14 protein-coding genes are annotated in these 17,809 nt (G+C 53.2%); 9 read left to right on the top strand and 5 right to left on the bottom strand.

What is annotated here, in order from left to right; translation table 11 throughout:
* The first annotated feature begins 34 nt into the window (after positions 1 to 34).
* The 6 genes from rpoZ (at position 35) to O1Q74_RS19790 (ending at position 8,737) form a co-directional block, all read left to right on the top strand.
* Positions 35 to 310 (top strand): DNA-directed RNA polymerase subunit omega, encoded by a 276-nt coding sequence (gene rpoZ / locus O1Q74_RS19765; RefSeq protein WP_005968230.1) that lies wholly within the window; start codon positions 35 to 37, stop codon positions 308 to 310.
* A gap of 18 nt (positions 311 to 328) precedes the next feature.
* Positions 329 to 2,428, top strand: a complete 2,100-nt coding sequence (spoT, locus tag O1Q74_RS19770; protein ID WP_137741149.1) for a bifunctional GTP diphosphokinase/guanosine-3',5'-bis pyrophosphate 3'-pyrophosphohydrolase — start codon at positions 329 to 331, stop codon at positions 2,426 to 2,428.
* A gap of 5 nt (positions 2,429 to 2,433) precedes the next feature.
* Positions 2,434 to 3,126: a tRNA (guanosine(18)-2'-O)-methyltransferase TrmH gene (gene trmH / locus O1Q74_RS19775; protein WP_225086302.1), complete on the top strand. Its 693-nt coding sequence runs from the start codon at positions 2,434 to 2,436 to the stop codon at positions 3,124 to 3,126.
* Positions 3,126 to 5,207, top strand: a complete 2,082-nt coding sequence (recG, locus tag O1Q74_RS19780; protein WP_271875199.1) for an ATP-dependent DNA helicase RecG — start codon at positions 3,126 to 3,128, stop codon at positions 5,205 to 5,207. Before trmH ends, recG begins: the two co-directional genes overlap by 1 nt.
* Before the next feature lie 289 nt (positions 5,208 to 5,496).
* On the top strand, positions 5,497 to 6,885 hold the full coding sequence (locus O1Q74_RS19785; protein WP_271875201.1) for a nucleobase:cation symporter-2 family protein: 1,389 nt from the start codon (positions 5,497 to 5,499) through the stop codon (positions 6,883 to 6,885).
* Positions 6,886 to 7,042: 157 nt separating this feature from the next.
* The gene (locus O1Q74_RS19790; RefSeq protein WP_271875202.1) at positions 7,043 to 8,737 is read left to right on the top strand and encodes an AsmA family protein; all 1,695 of its coding nucleotides are present in this window, start codon (positions 7,043 to 7,045) and stop codon (positions 8,735 to 8,737) included.
* Positions 8,738 to 9,023: 286 nt separating this feature from the next.
* Here the strand turns inward: O1Q74_RS19790 and fabY are convergent, their stop codons facing one another.
* The 4 genes from fabY to typA all read right to left on the bottom strand — a co-directional run bounded on the left by fabY (position 9,024) and on the right by typA (position 13,214).
* On the bottom strand, positions 9,024 to 9,965 hold the full coding sequence (gene fabY, locus O1Q74_RS19795; RefSeq protein WP_263058377.1) for a fatty acid biosynthesis protein FabY: 942 nt from the start codon (positions 9,963 to 9,965) through the stop codon (positions 9,024 to 9,026).
* A 151-nt stretch (positions 9,966 to 10,116) separates the two neighbouring features.
* Entirely contained in the window at positions 10,117 to 10,554 is a 438-nt protein-coding gene (gene dtd, locus O1Q74_RS19800) for a D-aminoacyl-tRNA deacylase (RefSeq protein WP_263058378.1), read from the bottom strand.
* Between the two features lie 64 nt (positions 10,555 to 10,618).
* On the bottom strand, positions 10,619 to 11,230 hold the full coding sequence (yihX, locus tag O1Q74_RS19805) for a glucose-1-phosphatase (RefSeq protein WP_271875203.1): 612 nt from the start codon (positions 11,228 to 11,230) through the stop codon (positions 10,619 to 10,621).
* A gap of 160 nt (positions 11,231 to 11,390) precedes the next feature.
* On the bottom strand, positions 11,391 to 13,214 hold the full coding sequence (gene typA, locus O1Q74_RS19810; RefSeq protein ID WP_271875205.1) for a ribosome-dependent GTPase TypA: 1,824 nt from the start codon (positions 13,212 to 13,214) through the stop codon (positions 11,391 to 11,393).
* Positions 13,215 to 13,583: 369 nt separating this feature from the next.
* Here typA and glnA point away from each other — a divergent pair, with 369 nt between their 5' ends.
* Complete coding sequence (gene glnA / locus O1Q74_RS19815; protein WP_015842300.1) at positions 13,584 to 14,993, top strand: glutamate--ammonia ligase; 1,410 nt, start codon at positions 13,584 to 13,586, stop codon at positions 14,991 to 14,993.
* Between the two features lie 12 nt (positions 14,994 to 15,005).
* Here glnA and O1Q74_RS19820 read toward each other — a convergent pair whose 3' ends face one another.
* The gene (locus O1Q74_RS19820) at positions 15,006 to 15,203 is read right to left on the bottom strand and encodes a hypothetical protein (RefSeq protein WP_271875208.1); all 198 of its coding nucleotides are present in this window, start codon (positions 15,201 to 15,203) and stop codon (positions 15,006 to 15,008) included.
* Between the two features lie 36 nt (positions 15,204 to 15,239).
* Here O1Q74_RS19820 and glnL point away from each other — a divergent pair, with 36 nt between their 5' ends.
* Both glnL and glnG read left to right on the top strand, forming a co-directional pair.
* On the top strand, positions 15,240 to 16,289 hold the full coding sequence (gene glnL, locus O1Q74_RS19825) for a nitrogen regulation protein NR(II) (RefSeq protein ID WP_010298136.1): 1,050 nt from the start codon (positions 15,240 to 15,242) through the stop codon (positions 16,287 to 16,289).
* A gap of 8 nt (positions 16,290 to 16,297) precedes the next feature.
* Positions 16,298 to 17,710, top strand: coding sequence for a nitrogen regulation protein NR(I) (glnG, locus tag O1Q74_RS19830; protein WP_010298133.1), 1,413 nt, complete (start codon positions 16,298 to 16,300; stop codon positions 17,708 to 17,710).
* Positions 17,711 to 17,809 lie beyond the last annotated feature (99 nt).

A 17,809-nucleotide genomic window follows, 5' to 3' on the forward strand; every position in this document is an offset into this window, starting at 1 on the left:
CGCAGTCATTTTATTTCCTGTGGAGTAGCACATTATGGCACGCGTAACTGTTCAAGACGCTGTAGAGAAAATTGGTAACCGTTTTGACCTGGTGTTGGTCGCTGCTCGTCGCGCCCGTCAAATCCAGACTGGCGGCAAAGATCCGCTGGTTCCTGAAGAAAACGATAAATACACCGTGATCGCACTGCGTGAGATCGAAGAAGGTCTGATCAACAACCAGATTCTGGATGTTCGTGACCGTCAGGAACAGCAAGAGCAGGAAGCCGCAGAGATTCAGGCGGTTACCGCGATTGCTGAAGGCCGTCGTTAATCACACCACGAGTCGCCCTTGTACATTTTTGAAAGCCTTAATCTGCTGATTCAACGTTATCTGCCAGAAGATCAGATCAAACGTTTACAGCAGGCTTACTTAGTTGCACGTGATGCTCACGAGGGGCAGACTCGCTCCAGCGGTGAACCCTATATCACACACCCTGTTGCCGTCGCCTGTATTCTGGCGGAGATGCGTCTCGATTACGAAACGCTGATGGCGGCACTGCTGCATGATGTCATAGAGGACACCCCCGCCACCTATCAGGACATGGAACAGCTTTTCGGTAAAAGTGTTGCTGAACTGGTAGAAGGCGTTTCCAAGCTGGACAAACTGAAGTTCCGCGATAAGAAAGAAGCGCAGGCTGAAAACTTTCGCAAAATGATCATGGCGATGGTGCAGGATATTCGCGTCATCCTGATCAAACTCGCAGACCGTACCCATAACATGCGTACACTGGGTTCATTGCGCCCGGACAAGCGCCGCCGCATTGCCCGCGAAACGCTGGAAATATACAGTCCGTTGGCACATCGGCTGGGTATCCATCACCTCAAAACCGAGCTGGAAGAACTGGGTTTTGAGGCGCTGTATCCGAACCGTTATCGCGTCATTAAAGAGGTCGTCAAGGCCGCACGCGGTAACCGCAAGGAAATGATTCAAAAAATCCTGTCGGAAATCGAAGGTCGTTTGACCGAAGCCGGGATTGCCTGCCGCGTCAGCGGTCGCGAAAAACACCTGTATTCCATCTACTGCAAAATGCACCTGAAAGAACAGCGTTTTCACTCCATCATGGATATCTACGCGTTCCGGGTCATCGTGAAAGAGTTGGACACCTGCTATCGGGTGCTCGGTCAGGTTCACAGCCTGTATAAGCCGCGCCCAGGCCGAGTAAAGGACTACATCGCCATTCCCAAAGCCAACGGCTATCAGTCACTGCACACGTCTCTGATTGGCCCGCACGGCGTACCGGTCGAAGTACAAATTCGCACTGACGACATGGATCAAATGGCGGAAATGGGTGTTGCCGCGCACTGGGCCTATAAAGAAGGCGAGAGTAGCACTACGGCACAGGTACGCGCCCAACGCTGGATGCAAAGCCTGTTGGAACTCCAGCAAAGTGCCGGTAGCTCATTTGAATTTATCGAAAGCGTGAAGTCAGACCTCTTCCCTGACGAGATGTACGTCTTCACGCCGGAAGGCCGCATTGTGGAACTTCCCGCAGGCGCGACGCCCGTCGATTTCGCCTATGCGGTACATACCGATATCGGCCATGCCTGTGTCGGCGCGCGCGTCGACCGTCAGCCTTACCCGCTGTCACAGTCGCTCACCAGCGGCCAAACCGTTGAAATCATTACCGCGCCAGGTGCCAGGCCGAATGCCGCATGGCTTAACTTCGTGGTCAGCTCCAGAGCGCGCTCCAAAATCCGCCAGATGCTGAAAAACCTCAAGCGTGATGATTCCGTGAGCCTCGGTCGCCGTTTGCTGAACCACGCACTGGGCAACGGCCGTAAACTTTCTGACATCCCTGAAAAGTCGATTCAGCTTGAGCTTGAGCGCATGAAGCTCGCGACGCTGGACGATTTGATGGCGGAAATTGGTATGGGTAATGCCATGAGCGTCGTCGTGGCGAAAAATCTGCTGAACGAACAATCGGAACTGGGAACAACCGGGCTGCGCAAGTTGCCGATCAAAGGCGCGGATGGCGTCATGATCTCCTTTGCCAAATGCTGCCGCCCTATCCCTGGCGATCCGATCATCGCCCACGTCAGCCCCGGTAAAGGGTTGGTTATTCACCATGAATCCTGTCGTAACATTCGCGGCTATCAGAAAGAACCTGAAAAATTCATGGCGGTAGAATGGGATAAGGTGACGGAACAAGAGTTCATCGCCGAAATCAAAGTCGATATGTTCAACCATCAGGGCGCGCTGGCGAACCTGACGGCTGCGATCAACGCCGCTAACTCCAATATTCAGAGCATCAATACGGAAGAGAGAGACGGCCGCGTATACAGCGCCTTTATCCGTCTCACTACTCTCGATCGCGTTCATCTGGCCAATATTATGCGTAAAATTCGCGTCATGCCGGATGTCATCAAAGTTAACCGTAACCGAAATTAATCGTCATGACCCCTCAACGTTATGCACGCATAAAAGAGATGCTCAACTGCCGTCAGCCCGATCTGACAATTTGCATGGAGCAGGTGCATAAGCCCCATAACATTTCTGCCGTTATCCGTACCGCGGATGCCGTCGGCGTGCACCAGGTCCATGCGATTTGGCCCACCAGCCGGATGAAAACGCTGGTTTCCTCGGCTGCGGGCAGTAATAGCTGGGTGCAGGTGAAAACCCATCGCAATATCGGTGATGCGGTTGGTCACCTGAAAGCCGAGGGCATGCAGGTTCTGGCGACCAATTTGTCTGAGCACGCGGTCGATTTTCGGGAAATTGATTACACCCGCCCGACCTGCATTCTGCTCGGACAAGAAAAAACCGGTATTACTGCCGAAGCACTCAAACTGGCCGATCGGGATATCATCATTCCGATGACTGGCATGGTGCAATCGCTGAATGTCTCCGTAGCCTCGGCGTTGATCCTGTATGAAGCGCAGCGCCAGCGCCAGATAGCAGGCATGTATCAGCGCGAAGACAGCCCGCTGGATGAAGAAGAGCAGCAGCGGCTGCTGTTTGAAGGGGGCTATCCGGTACTGGCACGCGTCGCAAAACGTAAAGGGCTGCCTCGCCCTCATATCGACCATCAGGGTCAAATTGTCGCGGATACCCCGTGGTGGGCCGCGATGCAATCGTCGGAGTGCTGATGAAAGGCCGCCTGCTTAACACCCAACCGCTGAGTACACTTACCGGCGTGGGTGCAAGTCAGGCAGCGAAGTTCGCGCGACTCGGGCTGGAAACCGTGCAGGATCTCCTGCTGCACTTACCTCTGCGCTACGAAGACCGTACGCATCTTTATCCTATTGGTGACCTCCTTCCCGGTATGTATGCCACTGTGGAAGGTGAAATCCTACGCAACGACATCACCTTTGGCAGCCGTCGCATGTTGACCTGCCAGATCAGCGACGGCAGCGGCATGCTGACCATGCGCTTCTTCAATTTCAGCGCCGCGATGAAAAACAGCCTCGCACCGGGACAGCGCGTTACCGCTTATGGCGAAATCAAGCGCGGTAAAATCGGTGCGGAGATCATCCATCCTGAATATCGTGTTCAGGGGGATAGTACGCAGGTCGAGTTACAGGAATCACTCACGCCGGTTTACCCCTCCACAGAGGGCGTTCGTCAGGCCACGCTCCGCAAACTTACCGATCAGGCATTGGCATTGCTCGATGCAAACCCCATCGATGAGTTGCTGCCTGAATCCCTGAGCCGATCGCTCATTAGCCTGCCGGACGCGCTGCGCACGCTACATCGTCCCCCGCCGGATATGCAGCTCAGCGAGCTGGAACACGGTAAGCACCCAGCGCAGCAGCGGCTGATTATGGAAGAACTGCTGGCGCATAACCTGAGTATGCTCGCCGTGCGGGCTGGGGAGCAGCGACATAAAGCCTCGTCGCTACAGGAGAAAGATGGCCTTAAGCAACGCCTGCTCGCCGCTCTGCCGTTTAAACCCACACAGGCTCAAGATCGTGTTGTGGCGGAGATTGAAGTGGATATGGCGAAAGACTTCCCAATGATGCGTCTGGTGCAAGGCGATGTGGGCTCAGGGAAAACGCTGGTCGCCGCGCTGGCCGCATTACGTGCTATTGCCAATGGCAAACAGGTCGCGCTAATGGCACCCACAGAGCTATTGGCCGAACAGCACGCTCATAACTTCCGTCAGTGGTTTGAACCGCTGGGGCTTGAAGTAGGCTGGCTGGCTGGCAAACAAAAAGGAAAAGCGCGTCAGGCGCAGCAGGATGCCATCGCCAGCGGTCAGGTTTCCATGGTGGTCGGAACGCACGCCATTTTTCAACAGCAGGTGAAATTCAACGGGCTGGCGTTAGTCATTATTGATGAACAGCACCGCTTTGGCGTGCATCAACGCCTTGCGCTGTGGGAAAAAGGCGAAGAACAGGGCTTTCATCCCCATCAATTGATTATGACCGCCACACCAATTCCCCGCACGCTGGCGATGACGGCCTATGCCGATCTGGATACGTCCGTCATTGATGAACTGCCGCCGGGCAGAACCCCCGTCACCACAGTCGCCATACCGGATTCACGCCGCAGCGACATCATCGGGCGCGTGAATAATGCCTGTCAGCAGGAAGGGCGGCAGGCCTATTGGGTATGTACGCTGATCGAAGAATCCGATCTTCTGGAAGCACAGGCAGCAGAAGCCACCAGCGAAGAGTTGAAGGCTGCTCTGCCGAATCTCAAGGTTGGGTTGGTTCACGGCCGCATGAAAGCACAGGAAAAGCAGGCGGTGATGCAGGCCTTCAAACAGGGCGAACTGCAACTGCTGGTGGCGACCACCGTCATCGAGGTCGGTGTGGATGTACCCAATGCCAGCCTGATGATCATTGAAAACCCGGAGCGCCTGGGCCTGGCGCAACTGCACCAGTTGCGCGGGCGCGTCGGACGCGGCGCGGTGGCATCCCACTGCGTGCTGCTCTACAAAACGCCGATGAGCAAAACCGCACAAAAACGGCTTCAGGTTCTACGCGATAGCAACGATGGTTTTGTGATCGCTCAGCGCGATCTAGAAATTCGTGGGCCAGGCGAATTATTAGGGACGCGACAAACCGGCAATGCCGAGTTCAAAGTGGCCGATCTCTTGCGCGATCAGGAACTGATTCCGCAGGTACAGCGCGTTGCGCGCCACCTGCATGAGCACTATCCCGAGCATGCCATTGCGCTAATCGAACGCTGGCTACCCGAGCGCGCACGCTACACCAACGCCTAATCGCAGCAGCGCTTCTTCATTTTTTAAAACTATACACTAAATAATTCAAGTTGCAGGAAGGCGGCAAGCGAAGGAATCCCGATGAGCTTACTCAAGTAAGTGATTCGGGTGATTGAACGCGGCCAACGCACATGCAGCTTGAAGTATGACGGGTATATCCCCTTAAATAATAAGGTCTTGCTCATTCAGACAAAATTCATATCGAAAAGATGAGCTAGCAAACGTTTGCTTTCAGAAAAGAGATCATTAAAATGCGCTCTTTGTCGTTTCAGGAACGCCAACTTACATCATGACTACCACCACGGAAACGTCCCAAACAGAAGCCGCTGCCGCACCTCAGCGCAGTGAACTCATCTATCGTCTTGAAGACAGGCCGCCGCTGCCGCAAACGCTGTTCGCCGCCAGCCAGCACCTGTTGGCCATGTTTGTTGCGGTGATTACCCCCGCGCTACTGATCTGTCAGGCATTGGGTTTACCCGCTCAGGATACGCAGCGCATCATCAGCATGTCGCTTTTCGCCTCCGGCCTGGCCTCTATTCTGCAAATTAAAACCTGGGGACCCGTCGGTTCTGGTCTGCTGTCTATTCAAGGCACCAGCTTTAACTTCGTGACACCACTGATTATGGGTGGACTGGCGCTGAAAAATGGGGGCGCAGACGTTCCCACCATGATGGCGGCGCTGTTCGGTACACTGATGGTCGCGTCCTTCACCGAAATCATTCTTTCACGTTTTTTGCATTTAACCCGCCGCATCATCACCCCGCTGGTTTCCGGCATTGTGGTGATGATCATTGGTCTGTCGCTGATTCAGGTTGGCCTGACTTCTATCGGCGGCGGCTATGCCGCAATGGGGAATAACACCTTCGGCGCACCCAAGAATTTACTGCTGGCTGGTGTGGTGTTGCTGGCTATCATTCTGCTGAACCGCCAACGTAACCCCTATCTGCGTGTTGCCTCACTGGTGATTGCCATGGCGGTGGGCTATCTGGGCGCCTGGATGATGGGAATGCTGCCGGAAAATACGTCTTCGCAACACGATACGGCCATCATGGTGCCAACACCGCTGTATTACGGTTTAGGCTTTGACTGGAACCTGTTGATCCCACTGATGCTGGTCTTCATGGTGACATCGTTAGAAACCATCGGCGACATCACCGCGACCTCCGATGTGTCTGAGCAGCCGGTCAAAGGCCCGCTGTACATGAAACGCTTAAAAGGCGGCGTGCTGGCAAACGGTCTGAACTCTTGCCTTTCCGCCGTATTCAATACCTTCCCTAACTCTTGCTTCGGCCAGAATAACGGCGTTATCCAGCTTACCGGTGTTGCCAGCCGCTATGTGGGCTTCGTGGTTTCACTGATGCTGATCGCACTGGGGCTGTTCCCTGCCGTTAGTGGATTTGTACAGCATATTCCAGAGCCGGTTCTGGGCGGCGCCACTATCGTGATGTTTGGTACGATCGCCGCTTCCGGTGTGCGCATTGTGTCCCGTGAGCCATTGAACCGTCGCGCAATCATGATTATTGCGCTGTCGCTGGCCGTTGGCCTTGGCGTGTCTCAGCAGCCGCTGATTCTGCAATTCGCGCCGGATTGGATTAAAACATTACTGTCTTCCGGTATTGCCGCTGGCGGGATTACCGCAATCGTGCTGAATTTGGTTTTCCCTCACGAAGAAAAATAGCGCCAACCCGCAATAATTTCTGTTCAGTTCATGTAAAAGCGAGCGGTGATGCAACACCGCTCGCTTTTTACTGTCTGTAACAGCATTACCTATTGAGCCTTCAGGGAAATTGCGGCATAAGAACAGTTCTCCCTGACGATTGGCATGGACTGACACGATGAAATTTATCGGGAAATTATTGCTGACCCTACTGCTGCTGGCCTTTTTAGCGCTCGTGGTCGTATACGTATTGCTGCAAACCAGTTGGGCGGCAGGCTGGGTGAGTAATTGGGTAAACCAGAACACCGACTACCAGTTGTCACTGGGAAAAATCAATCATGATTGGTCAACAGCCGATCATATCCAACTCACCGATGTCAGTTTTGGTCAGAAAAACCAGCCGCCGACGCTCACCGCCAGGCAGGTTTCAGCCGGGTTTAGCGTGCGTCAACTTACCGAACCACGCCATTTTGCCAGTCTGGAATTAGAAGGCGGTACGCTGAATCTTTCCTCACAGTCAGCCACACTTCCTATCGAAGCCGATGTACTCCAACTGCGCACGATGGCACTGCAGGCAAAAGACGGTGACTGGTGCCTGAATGGCCAGCAGATCAACGGCGGGATGACGCCGTGGCAACCCGAGGCGGGCTATCTACTGGGCAAGCAGGGGCAGTTCCAGCTCAGCGCCCGTTCACTCGAACTTAACGATATTCCCGCCAGCCAGGTCTTGGTTCAGGGTGAAATCAACCATAACCAGCTGATTTTGAGCAATTTTGGTGCAGATATTGCTCAAGGGCAGCTAACGGGCAACGCCAGCCGCGCGGAAGACGGCAGTTGGCAGATCGGTAACCTCCGACTCAGCAATGTCCGTTTGCAAACACAGAGAACGCCGGAGGCCTTCTGGCAACCCGTGACCGAACTGCCTTCTGTTACCGTTGACCGTTTTGATCTGATTGATGCCCGTATTGAAGGGCCGGGATGGGCGTTTATTGACCTGGATGTTGCCCTGCAAAATGTCACATTTAAGCAGAATGACTGGCAGAGCGAAGGGGGAACGCTGTCGTTCAATGCAACCGACATTGTGAACGGCAACATGCACCTTATCGACCCTATCGTGAATCTGGATTTGTCACCGATGGGCGTTAACATCAAGCAGTTTTCTACGCGCTGGGAAGGGGGTCTGCTGCGAACCAACGGCAACTGGCAGCGTAGTAACCACCGTTTACAGCTGAATGAGTTTGTTGTCGCAGGAATGGAATACACGCTCCCCGGCGACTGGCGTCAGCGCTGGCAAGCAACATTGCCATCCTGGCTGGCAGAAGTGAATGTGCAAAAATTCACGGCGAATCGCAACCTGCTGATTGATATCAACCCTGATTTCCCCTTCCAACTGACCGCGCTGGATAGCTACGGCAGTAATCTGTTGCTGGCTCGCAACCACCAGTGGGGAATATGGGCAGGATCGCTGAATCTTAATGCCAGCGACGCGACGTTCAATAAAGTCGATGTGCGTCGTCCTTCACTGGCACTGGTGGCTGACGATAACCAGATCGCCATTAACGAACTTAGCGCATTTACGCAAAATGGCATGCTGGACGCCAAAGCGACTATCAGCCAGCAACCAGCACGCAATTTCTCCCTGTCTCTGACAGGGCGCGCTGTACCGCTGGATGTTCTGACGCGCTGGGGATGGCCAGAACCCGCAACCGCACCGACAGGCAACACGAATCTGCAATTACAGTTGAATGGGCGGCTTGCCGCCGATACGCCGCTGAAGCCAACGCTAAACGGTACGCTGCAGGGTGTGGATAGCAACGATCGCCCAATCAGACAGCAAATGCATCAGGGAACCGTGACAGAAGCGCAAGAATGATTGCGCTTTCAATACACGGGGCCAGGCCGTTGGCAAATCTATTTACCAAATGGAAACGGGAGTAACGGAATAGAAGAGTAAAGCGTTTGCGCCAGGGATGGCGCAAGCCGAGCTTACATGGACGTACTTGCAGCGTCTTTACGATCTATCCGTTACTCCCGCTCTACGGACTTTGTCAGCAACATCACACAGTCAGAATCACGTGTATTATTATGGCGAAATGCTGCAGGCTAACATGCAGCGTGATGTTCCGATAGGAAGGCCATCATAATATGGTCACTGCGAGTTAATCCACCTCCGACCCGCCTGCTTCCAGTGGCGCATCCGGTTGAGCAGGCAGCACGATATATACCCCTTCAAATAGCGCCCCTTTACTGTCATCACCGAAGAGCTCGACATTTAGCTGCACGCGTGCCTTACGCCCACGCGCCAGACGATCAAGATCGCCACTCAGCGACCCTAAATCAGCAACTGCGCTCGGTCGGCCACTCACCGGTGTGCTGTAACGAATGTGCGCATCCGCCAGAATAATTGTTCCGCCGAGGTGCCGCTCACGCAGCAGCAGCCAGATCAGTCCCCAACCGGTGAGCGTCGCGAGAGAAAACATGCTGCCGGCAAAAAGCGTGTGATGCGGGTTCTGGTTGCCCGTTTCAGGCATGGTGGTGATAAATTTTTTCCCGGTGTACTGGCTTATCCGCACTCCCATCTTTTCACTCAGAGGGATGTGCTCGTACCAGGCCTGTTGTAGCTGTCCGCACCAGTCAGGGCGGTGCAAAATATCATCCAGCGTCGCCACCGGTTTAATCATCAGAAAGTGCCGCACAGGCGTCGTTTGTGGTGCAGTGATTTCGCCCTGGTTAACAAAACCCAGCTTGGAGAAGAAATCCATTGCGTCTTCACGGGCGCTACAGACCACGCGCTTGACGCCTTCCTGACGCGCCACGGACTCCAGAGTAATCGCAAGCAACGTGCCTAACCCTTTCCCCCGCACGTCGGGATGAACCGCCAGGAAACGGATGGCCGCTTCATTATCCGCATTGATGGAAAGACGGCCAATTGCGACCAGCCTTCCCTGCTCATCCACCACGGTTTGGTGATGTGCCAAGGCATCATAGGCATCACGCTCGGAGCCTAACGGCTGGCGCAGAGGTTTACGCAGCATTTCCCAGCGGAATTGATAGTACGCATCCAGTTCTTCTGCGCTTTCAGGTACTCTCAGATGATACATAACCCTTCCTCTATACCGAGATGCCCCATTGCATCGGGGTTCATAAAATCAGACCGCTGACAAACTGATACGCAGCGCGATAACCGTGGCGGAGCCTGCAACACTATGTTTGTAGAATGTTATGTTTGTAGAATGTTATGTTTGTAGAACGCTATGTTTGTAGCCAGAACGTCACCGGGCCGTCATTCACCAATGCCACTTTCATATCCGCCGCAAACTGCCCTGTTTCCGTGTGCACGCCTTGCTCACGGCACTGTCCGACAAAATACTGATAGAGACGGTCAGCCTCAGAGGGATGCGCGCCGCGAGAAAACCCAGGTCGCATACCACGCTGCGTATCAGCCACCAGCGTAAATTGCGAAACCACCAGCACGTTGCCGCCAGCCTGACGAACATTGAGATTCATTTTCCCGTTATCGTCACCGAATATGCGGTAACCCAACACACGCTCGCAGAGTCGCGTGGCTTTTTGTTCGTCATCGCCCTGCTCAACGCCCAGCAAGATCAGCAAACCTTTATCGATTTCCCCAACCACACTGCCTTCTACCGTAACGCTGGCGCTGGATACTCGCTGAATTAGCGCAATCATAAAACCCAACTACTCCTGATGTCATCATTCCCAATAGAGGCCGTGTCCGCCCCTGCGATATCAATCATGCTTTAGCTGTCGTTGCCTGCATAGCGAAAAAATCCGGCACCACCTGACGATCGGTCACCAGAATGCTGTGAATGCCTAAACTCTGTGCGGCATCGACGTTCGCGGCATTATCGTCAAAAAAGACAGCCTGTTCTGGCGTCACGCCTTCCTGTGTCAGGACATACTGATAAATCGCCAATTCCGGCTTACGTAGTCCAATGTCTTGTGACAGATAGATTCTGTCGGCCGCAGCCCCCACTTCTGGGAACAACGCCGGCCAGTGTGAACAATGGAGGCGATTGGTATTCGACAGAATCACCACACGATGCCCTTCCTGACGCAGGCGCTGCATGATGTCGATAACCTCAGAACGCAATGCGACAAAGATAGCCTGCCAGCCAGCGGTGAATTGCTCGAAGCTCAGGGCGATGCCCATTTCCTGACACAGTCTGGTCGCAAATTCTTCATCGCTAATCTCGCCCCGCTCATGCTGTTCAAATGCTTCCCCCATCACAAAACGTTCTTGCAACGTCGCAAGCGGCGCACTGCTCAGATTACTCCAGACGCCTAATACTCTTTTGAAATCAATATCAATGACGACATTACCTAAATCAAAGATATACAGCATGGCAGCCACCTCCTGACGTAATCGTAGGATTTTCACTGTAGCGGGAAATGGCGAAACTGAACAGGGAGGAAATATAAGGAAAGGTTAAAGTGGAAGAAAGCGCATAAAATTCAGGGCACCCGAAGGTGCCCTGTTGCGTAACAGACAAATCCGTCTGAAATTAGACGTCTTTGCTGCCGCGGCTGGCGCGTTTACGATCGTTTTCGGTCAGGTGACGCTTACGAATACGGATAGACTGTGGCGTAACTTCAACCAGTTCGTCGTCATCAATGAACTCCAGCGCTTGTTCCAGAGACATTTTGATCGCCGGAACCAGTGTTGTAGCTTCATCAGTACCCGATGCACGCATGTTGGTCAGTTTCTTACCGGTCAGACAGTTTACTGTCAGATCGTTAGAACGTGAGTGAATACCGATGATCTGGCCTTCATACACTTCTGCACCGTGTCCGAGGAACAGCTTACCGCGATCCTGCAGGCTGAACAGCGCAAACGCGACGGCTTTACCCTGACCGTTAGAGATCAGCACGCCGTTCTGACGCTGGCCGATATCGCCCGGACGCACGTCATCGTAGTGGCTGAACGTGGAGTACAGCAGACCCGTACCAGACGTCATGGTCATGAATTCGGTACGGAAACCGATCAGACCACGAGCAGGGATCAGGTAATCCAGACGGATACGACCCTTGCCATCTGGAATCATGTCTTTCACATCACCTTTACGCTCACCCATGGCTTGCATGACTGACCCCTGGTGCTGTTCTTCGATGTCCAGCGTCACGTTTTCAAACGGTTCCTGATTACGGCCGTCGATAACGCGGTTAATAACTTTTGGACGTGATACGGCCAGTTCAAAGCCTTCACGACGCATGTTTTCGATCAGAACCGACAGGTGCAATTCACCACGGCCAGAAACGCGGAACGCATCAGCGTCTTCAGTTTCATCAACGCGCAGGGCAACGTTGTGTACCAGCTCTTTGTTCAGACGCTCCAGAATCTGGCGCGACGTGACATACTTACCTTCTTTACCACAGAATGGTGAAGTATTGACGTTGAAGAACATGGTAACGGTAGGTTCATCGACGCTCAGTGCTGGCAGCGCTTCGACATTCTGCGGATCGCAGATGGTGTCGGAAATGTTCAGCTCGCCCAGACCAGTGATCGCGATGATATCGCCTGCTTCCGCTTCAGCCGCGTCGATACGCTCCAGACCCAGGTGAGTCAGAACTTTACCGACTTTACCGTTACGGGTTTTGCCTTCGCTATCAACAATAGTCACTTGCTGGTTAGGCTTAACTTTACCGCGCTTGATACGGCCGATACCGATAACACCAACATAGTTGTTGTAGTCCAGCTGAGAAATCTGCATCTGGAACGGCGCATCCATCTCAACCTGAGGCGGAGAAACGTGATCGACAATCGCCTGATACAGCGGGGTCATATCTTCCGCCATGTCGGTATGGTCGAGACCCGCGATACCATTCAGCGCAGAAGCATAAATGATCGGGAAATCCAGCTGCTCGTCAGTCGCATCCAGGTTCACGAACAGGTCGAATACCTGATCGACAACCCAGTCAGGACGCGCGCCAGGACGGTCAACTTTGTTGATAACCACAATCGGTTTCAGACCGTTGGCAAATGCTTTTTTGGTCACGAAACGCGTCTGCGGCATCGGACCATCCATCGCATCAACAACCAGCAGTACCGAGTCAACCATCGACATAACACGCTCAACCTCGCCGCCGAAGTCGGCGTGTCCCGGGGTATCGACGATGTTAATGCGGTAGTCTTTCCAATTAATGGCGGTATTTTTTGCGAGGATGGTAATTCCACGCTCTTTCTCCAAATCGTTGGAGTCCATTACACGCTCGGTTGCTTCGACACGTTCACCGAACGTTCCGGATTGTTGCAACAGCTTGTCAACCAGGGTGGTTTTCCCATGGTCAACGTGCGCAATAATGGCGATGTTACGCAAATTTTCGATCACAGCTTTGCCTCAGGCATTTAGAAATAGCGCGCTATTGTACACGTATTAATCGAGGGACTAAACAAGATCACAAACATCTATGATAAACAACCTAGAGCTGCCTGCTTTGTGATCCCTTTCACGGTGCAAAAGCGCTACAAGAGAACATAAATGCACCAAATAAGTGCAATAATTCACATAAAAAGCACCATTTTGGTGCTTTAAACTATAATGGTGCAGTGAATTTCCGTGAGAAAGCCCCAAGTAGCAACACATTGCACACATTTAAAAAGTTGGCACACTTTTAGCTTTAGTCTACTCACGGCAACAACATCAATCCACAACGATATTCGTTCCACGACGATAAATGACCAATCGGGAGAACCAAGTATGTCCGCAGAACATGTTTTGACGATGCTGAATGAGCACGAAGTGAAGTTTGTTGATTTACGCTTCACGGATACTAAAGGTAAAGAGCAGCACGTCACCATTCCGGCTCATCAAGTTAATGCCGACTTCTTCGAAGAAGGTAAAATGTTTGATGGTTCTTCCATTGGCGGCTGGAAAGGTATCAACGAGTCAGACATGGTTCTGATGCCGGATGCTAGCACGGCGATGATCGACCCGTTCTTCGAAGATTCTACGCTGATCATTCGTTGTGACATCCTTGAGCCAGGCACCATGCAGGGTTATGACCGCGACCCGCGTTCTATCGCGAAACGTGCGGAAGATTTCCTGCGTTCTTCTGGCATTGCCGATACCGTTCTGTTCGGGCCTGAGCCAGAATTCTTCCTGTTCGATGACATCCGTTTCGGCAGCAGCACGTCCGGTTCTCACGTTGCTATCGACGACGTCGAAGCTTACTGGAACTCCGGTAAAGAATACGAAGGCGGTAACAAAGGTCACCGTCCAGGTCTGAAAGGCGGCTACTTCCCAGTTCCACCCGTCGATTCATCACAGGACATCCGTTCTGCTATGTGTCTGACCATGGAGCAAATGGGTCTGGTTGTTGAAGCTCACCACCACGAAGTGGCAACCGCAGGTCAGAACGAAGTGGCTACCCGCTTCAACACCATGACCAAAAAAGCTGACGAAATTCAGATCTACAAATATGTCGTGCACAACGTGGCTCACGCCTACGGTAAAACTGCGACCTTCATGCCAAAACCTATGTTCGGTGATAACGGTTCTGGTATGCACTGCCACATGTCTCTGTCCAAAGACGGTACTAACCTGTTCGCTGGCGACAAATACGGCGGCCTGTCTGAACTGGCTCTGTTCTACATCGGCGGTGTTATCAAGCACGCTAAAGCTATCAACGCCCTGGCGAACCCAACCACCAACTCCTACAAGCGTCTGGTCCCAGGCTACGAAGCCCCAGTTATGCTGGCTTACTCTGCCCGTAACCGTTCTGCTTCAATCCGTATTCCGGTTGTTGCCAGCCCGAAAGCACGTCGTATCGAAGCGCGCTTCCCGGATCCAGCAGCTAACCCATACCTGTGCTTCGCTGCACTGCTGATGGCTGGCCTCGACGGCATCATCAACAAAATCCACCCTGGCGATGCTATGGACAAAAACCTGTACGATCTGCCTCCAGAAGAAGAAGCAGAGATTCCAAAAGTTGCAGGTTCTCTGGACGAGGCCTTGGCTGCACTGAACGAAGACCGCGAGTTCCTGACCCGTGGTGGCGTGTTCACCGATGACGCTATCGAAGCGTACATCGAACTGCGTAAATCTGAGATTGACCGCGTTCGTATGACGCCGCACCCAGTTGAGTTCGAACTGTACTATAGCGTTTAATAACGACAGCGTTTAATAACGACAGCGTTTAATAACGACAGCGTTTAATAACGACAGCATGGTTGGGTGTGCTGATACCCAACCATGACCGATAAACAACAGAATACTAAGAAGTTTGTTCTTGTTGCCGTGGAAACGCTTCAGCCCATCTTCGGATGGGCTTTTTTCACCGCCGGCATTGGCCGTTGCGACGTAACATCCATCATTCACACTACAATGCACCACGACGGTGCGGGAGTCTGCGTTATGGCAACAGGCACGCTGCCCGATGCTGGGCAGATCCTAAATTCTCTGATAAACAGCATCTTATTGCTGGATAACGATCTGGCGATTCACTATTCCAACCCGGCAGCACAGCAATTACTGGCACAAAGCTCGCGTAAATTATCCGGCACACCGCTGCCCGATTTGCTGGGATATTTTTCTCTGAATATCGATTTACTGCGTGAAAGTCTGGATTCAGGGCAAGGTTTTACAGATAACGAAGTCACCATCGTCGTAGATGGTAAAGCGCACATCATGTCGCTCACCGCTCAGCGGGTACAAAACGATTTTATCCTGCTGGAAATGGCGCCGATGGATAATCAGCGCCGTCTCAGTCAGGAACAGCTTCAACATGCACAACAGCAGGCTGCCCGTGATTTAGTCCGGGGCTTAGCGCATGAGATAAAAAATCCCCTTGGCGGATTACGCGGTGCCGCGCAGCTGCTTGCAAAGGCCTTGCCCGATCCGGCGCTGACGGAATATACCAAGGTCATCATCGAACAGGCGGATCGCCTGCGTAATCTGGTCGATCGCCTGCTCGGGCCACAGCAGCCCGGCCTGCACGTCACCCAAAGCATTCATCAGGTCGCCGAACGCGTTTGTCAGCTCGTGTCACTGGAAAAGCCAGATAACGTGACGCTGGTGAAAGACTATGACCCCAGTCTGCCAGAGCTGACGCACGACCCTGACCAGATTGAACAGGTACTGCTGAATATTACCCGCAATGCGCTACAGGCGCTGGGCGAGGAAGGCGGGACGATTACGATTCGTACCCGCACGGCTTTTCAGCTCACGTTACACGGCGTGCGCTATCGTCTCGCCGCCCGTATTGACGTGGAAGATGACGGCCCCGGCGTACCCGCTCAACTACAAGACACCCTGTTTTACCCGATGGTGAGCGGGCGCGAAGGGGGAACTGGTTTAGGGCTTTCCATCGCCCGCAGTCTTATCGACCAGCACTCTGGTAAAATTGAATTTAACAGTTGGCCAGGACACACCGAATTCTCGGTTTACCTGCCCATTCGCCAGTGAGGTTCACAATGCAACGAGGGATAGTCTGGATTGTCGATGACGATAGCTCCATCCGTTGGGTGCTTGAGCGCGCGCTTGCTGGTGCGGGTTTAACCTGCGCAACGTTTGAGAACGGAAATCAGGTATTGCATGCGTTAGCAACACAAACCCCCGACGTTCTGCTGTCCGACATCCGCATGCCTGGGATGGATGGATTAGCACTCTTACAGCAAATCAAACAGCGCCACCCGATGCTCCCGGTCATCATTATGACGGCACATTCCGATTTGGATGCTGCCGTCAGCGCTTACCAACAGGGTGCGTTCGACTATTTGCCGAAGCCGTTCGATATTGATGAAGCCGTTGCGCTGGTTGAGCGCGCGATCAGCCATTATCTGGAGCAGCAGCAGCCGGTACGTAACCAGCCGATCAATGGCCCGACAACGGACATTATTGGCGAAGCGCCCGCGATGCAGGATGTCTTCCGCATCATCGGCCGCCTGTCTCGCTCATCGATCAGCGTGCTGATTAACGGCGAATCGGGAACCGGTAAAGAACTGGTGGCACACGCTCTACATCGCCACAGCCCGCGTACCAAAGCCCCTTTTATTGCTCTGAATATGGCCGCCATTCCCAAAGATCTGATTGAATCAGAACTGTTCGGCCATGAAAAAGGCGCGTTTACGGGCGCAAACCAGATTCGTCAGGGCCGCTTTGAACAGGCCGATGGCGGAACGCTATTTTTGGATGAAATCGGCGACATGCCGCTGGACGTGCAAACACGCCTGTTGCGCGTACTGGCAGACGGACAGTTTTATCGCGTCGGCGGCTATGCAGCGGTGAAAGTGGATGTCCGCATTATCGCGGCAACACACCAAAATCTTGAACAACGCGTGCAGGAAGGCAAGTTTCGTGAAGATCTGTTTCACCGCCTGAACGTGATTCGCGTTCACCTGCCCCCGCTGCGTGAACGCCGGGAAGATATCCCTCGTCTGGCGCGTTATTTCTTGCAGGCTACGGCCAAAGAACTGGGTGTCGAGCCGAAGAATCTGCATCCAGAAGCGGAAACAGCGCTAACTCGTTTACCGTGGCCCGGCAACGTGCGTCAATTGGAAAACACCTGTCGCTGGTTGACGGTCATGGCCGCTGGTCAGGAAGTGCTGATTCAGGATTTGCCGCCTGAACTGTTCGAGACCACGGCACCGGATTCCACCGTGCATATTCTGCCGGACAGTTGGGCCACGCTATTGGCACAATGGGCCGATCGCGCGCTACGTTCCGGTCATCAAAACTTGCTGGCGGAGGCACAGCCGGAAATGGAAAGGACATTGCTGACGACAGCACTACGGCATACACAGGGGCATAAACAGGAAGCAGCAAGGTTGCTGGGATGGGGCAGAAACACCCTGACGCGTAAATTAAAAGAGCTGGGAATGGAGTAGCAAGATTGCTTTTTTATTGCTCAATTGTTAACAAACAAACTGGTGATAAAAAATACAATCTGGCGCACGAAATTGTCATTAATTTGTACTTTACTTGCC

This window comes from Pectobacterium sp. A5351 (genome assembly GCF_028335745.1).
In the GTDB taxonomy this organism is placed as follows: domain Bacteria; phylum Pseudomonadota; class Gammaproteobacteria; order Enterobacterales; family Enterobacteriaceae; genus Pectobacterium.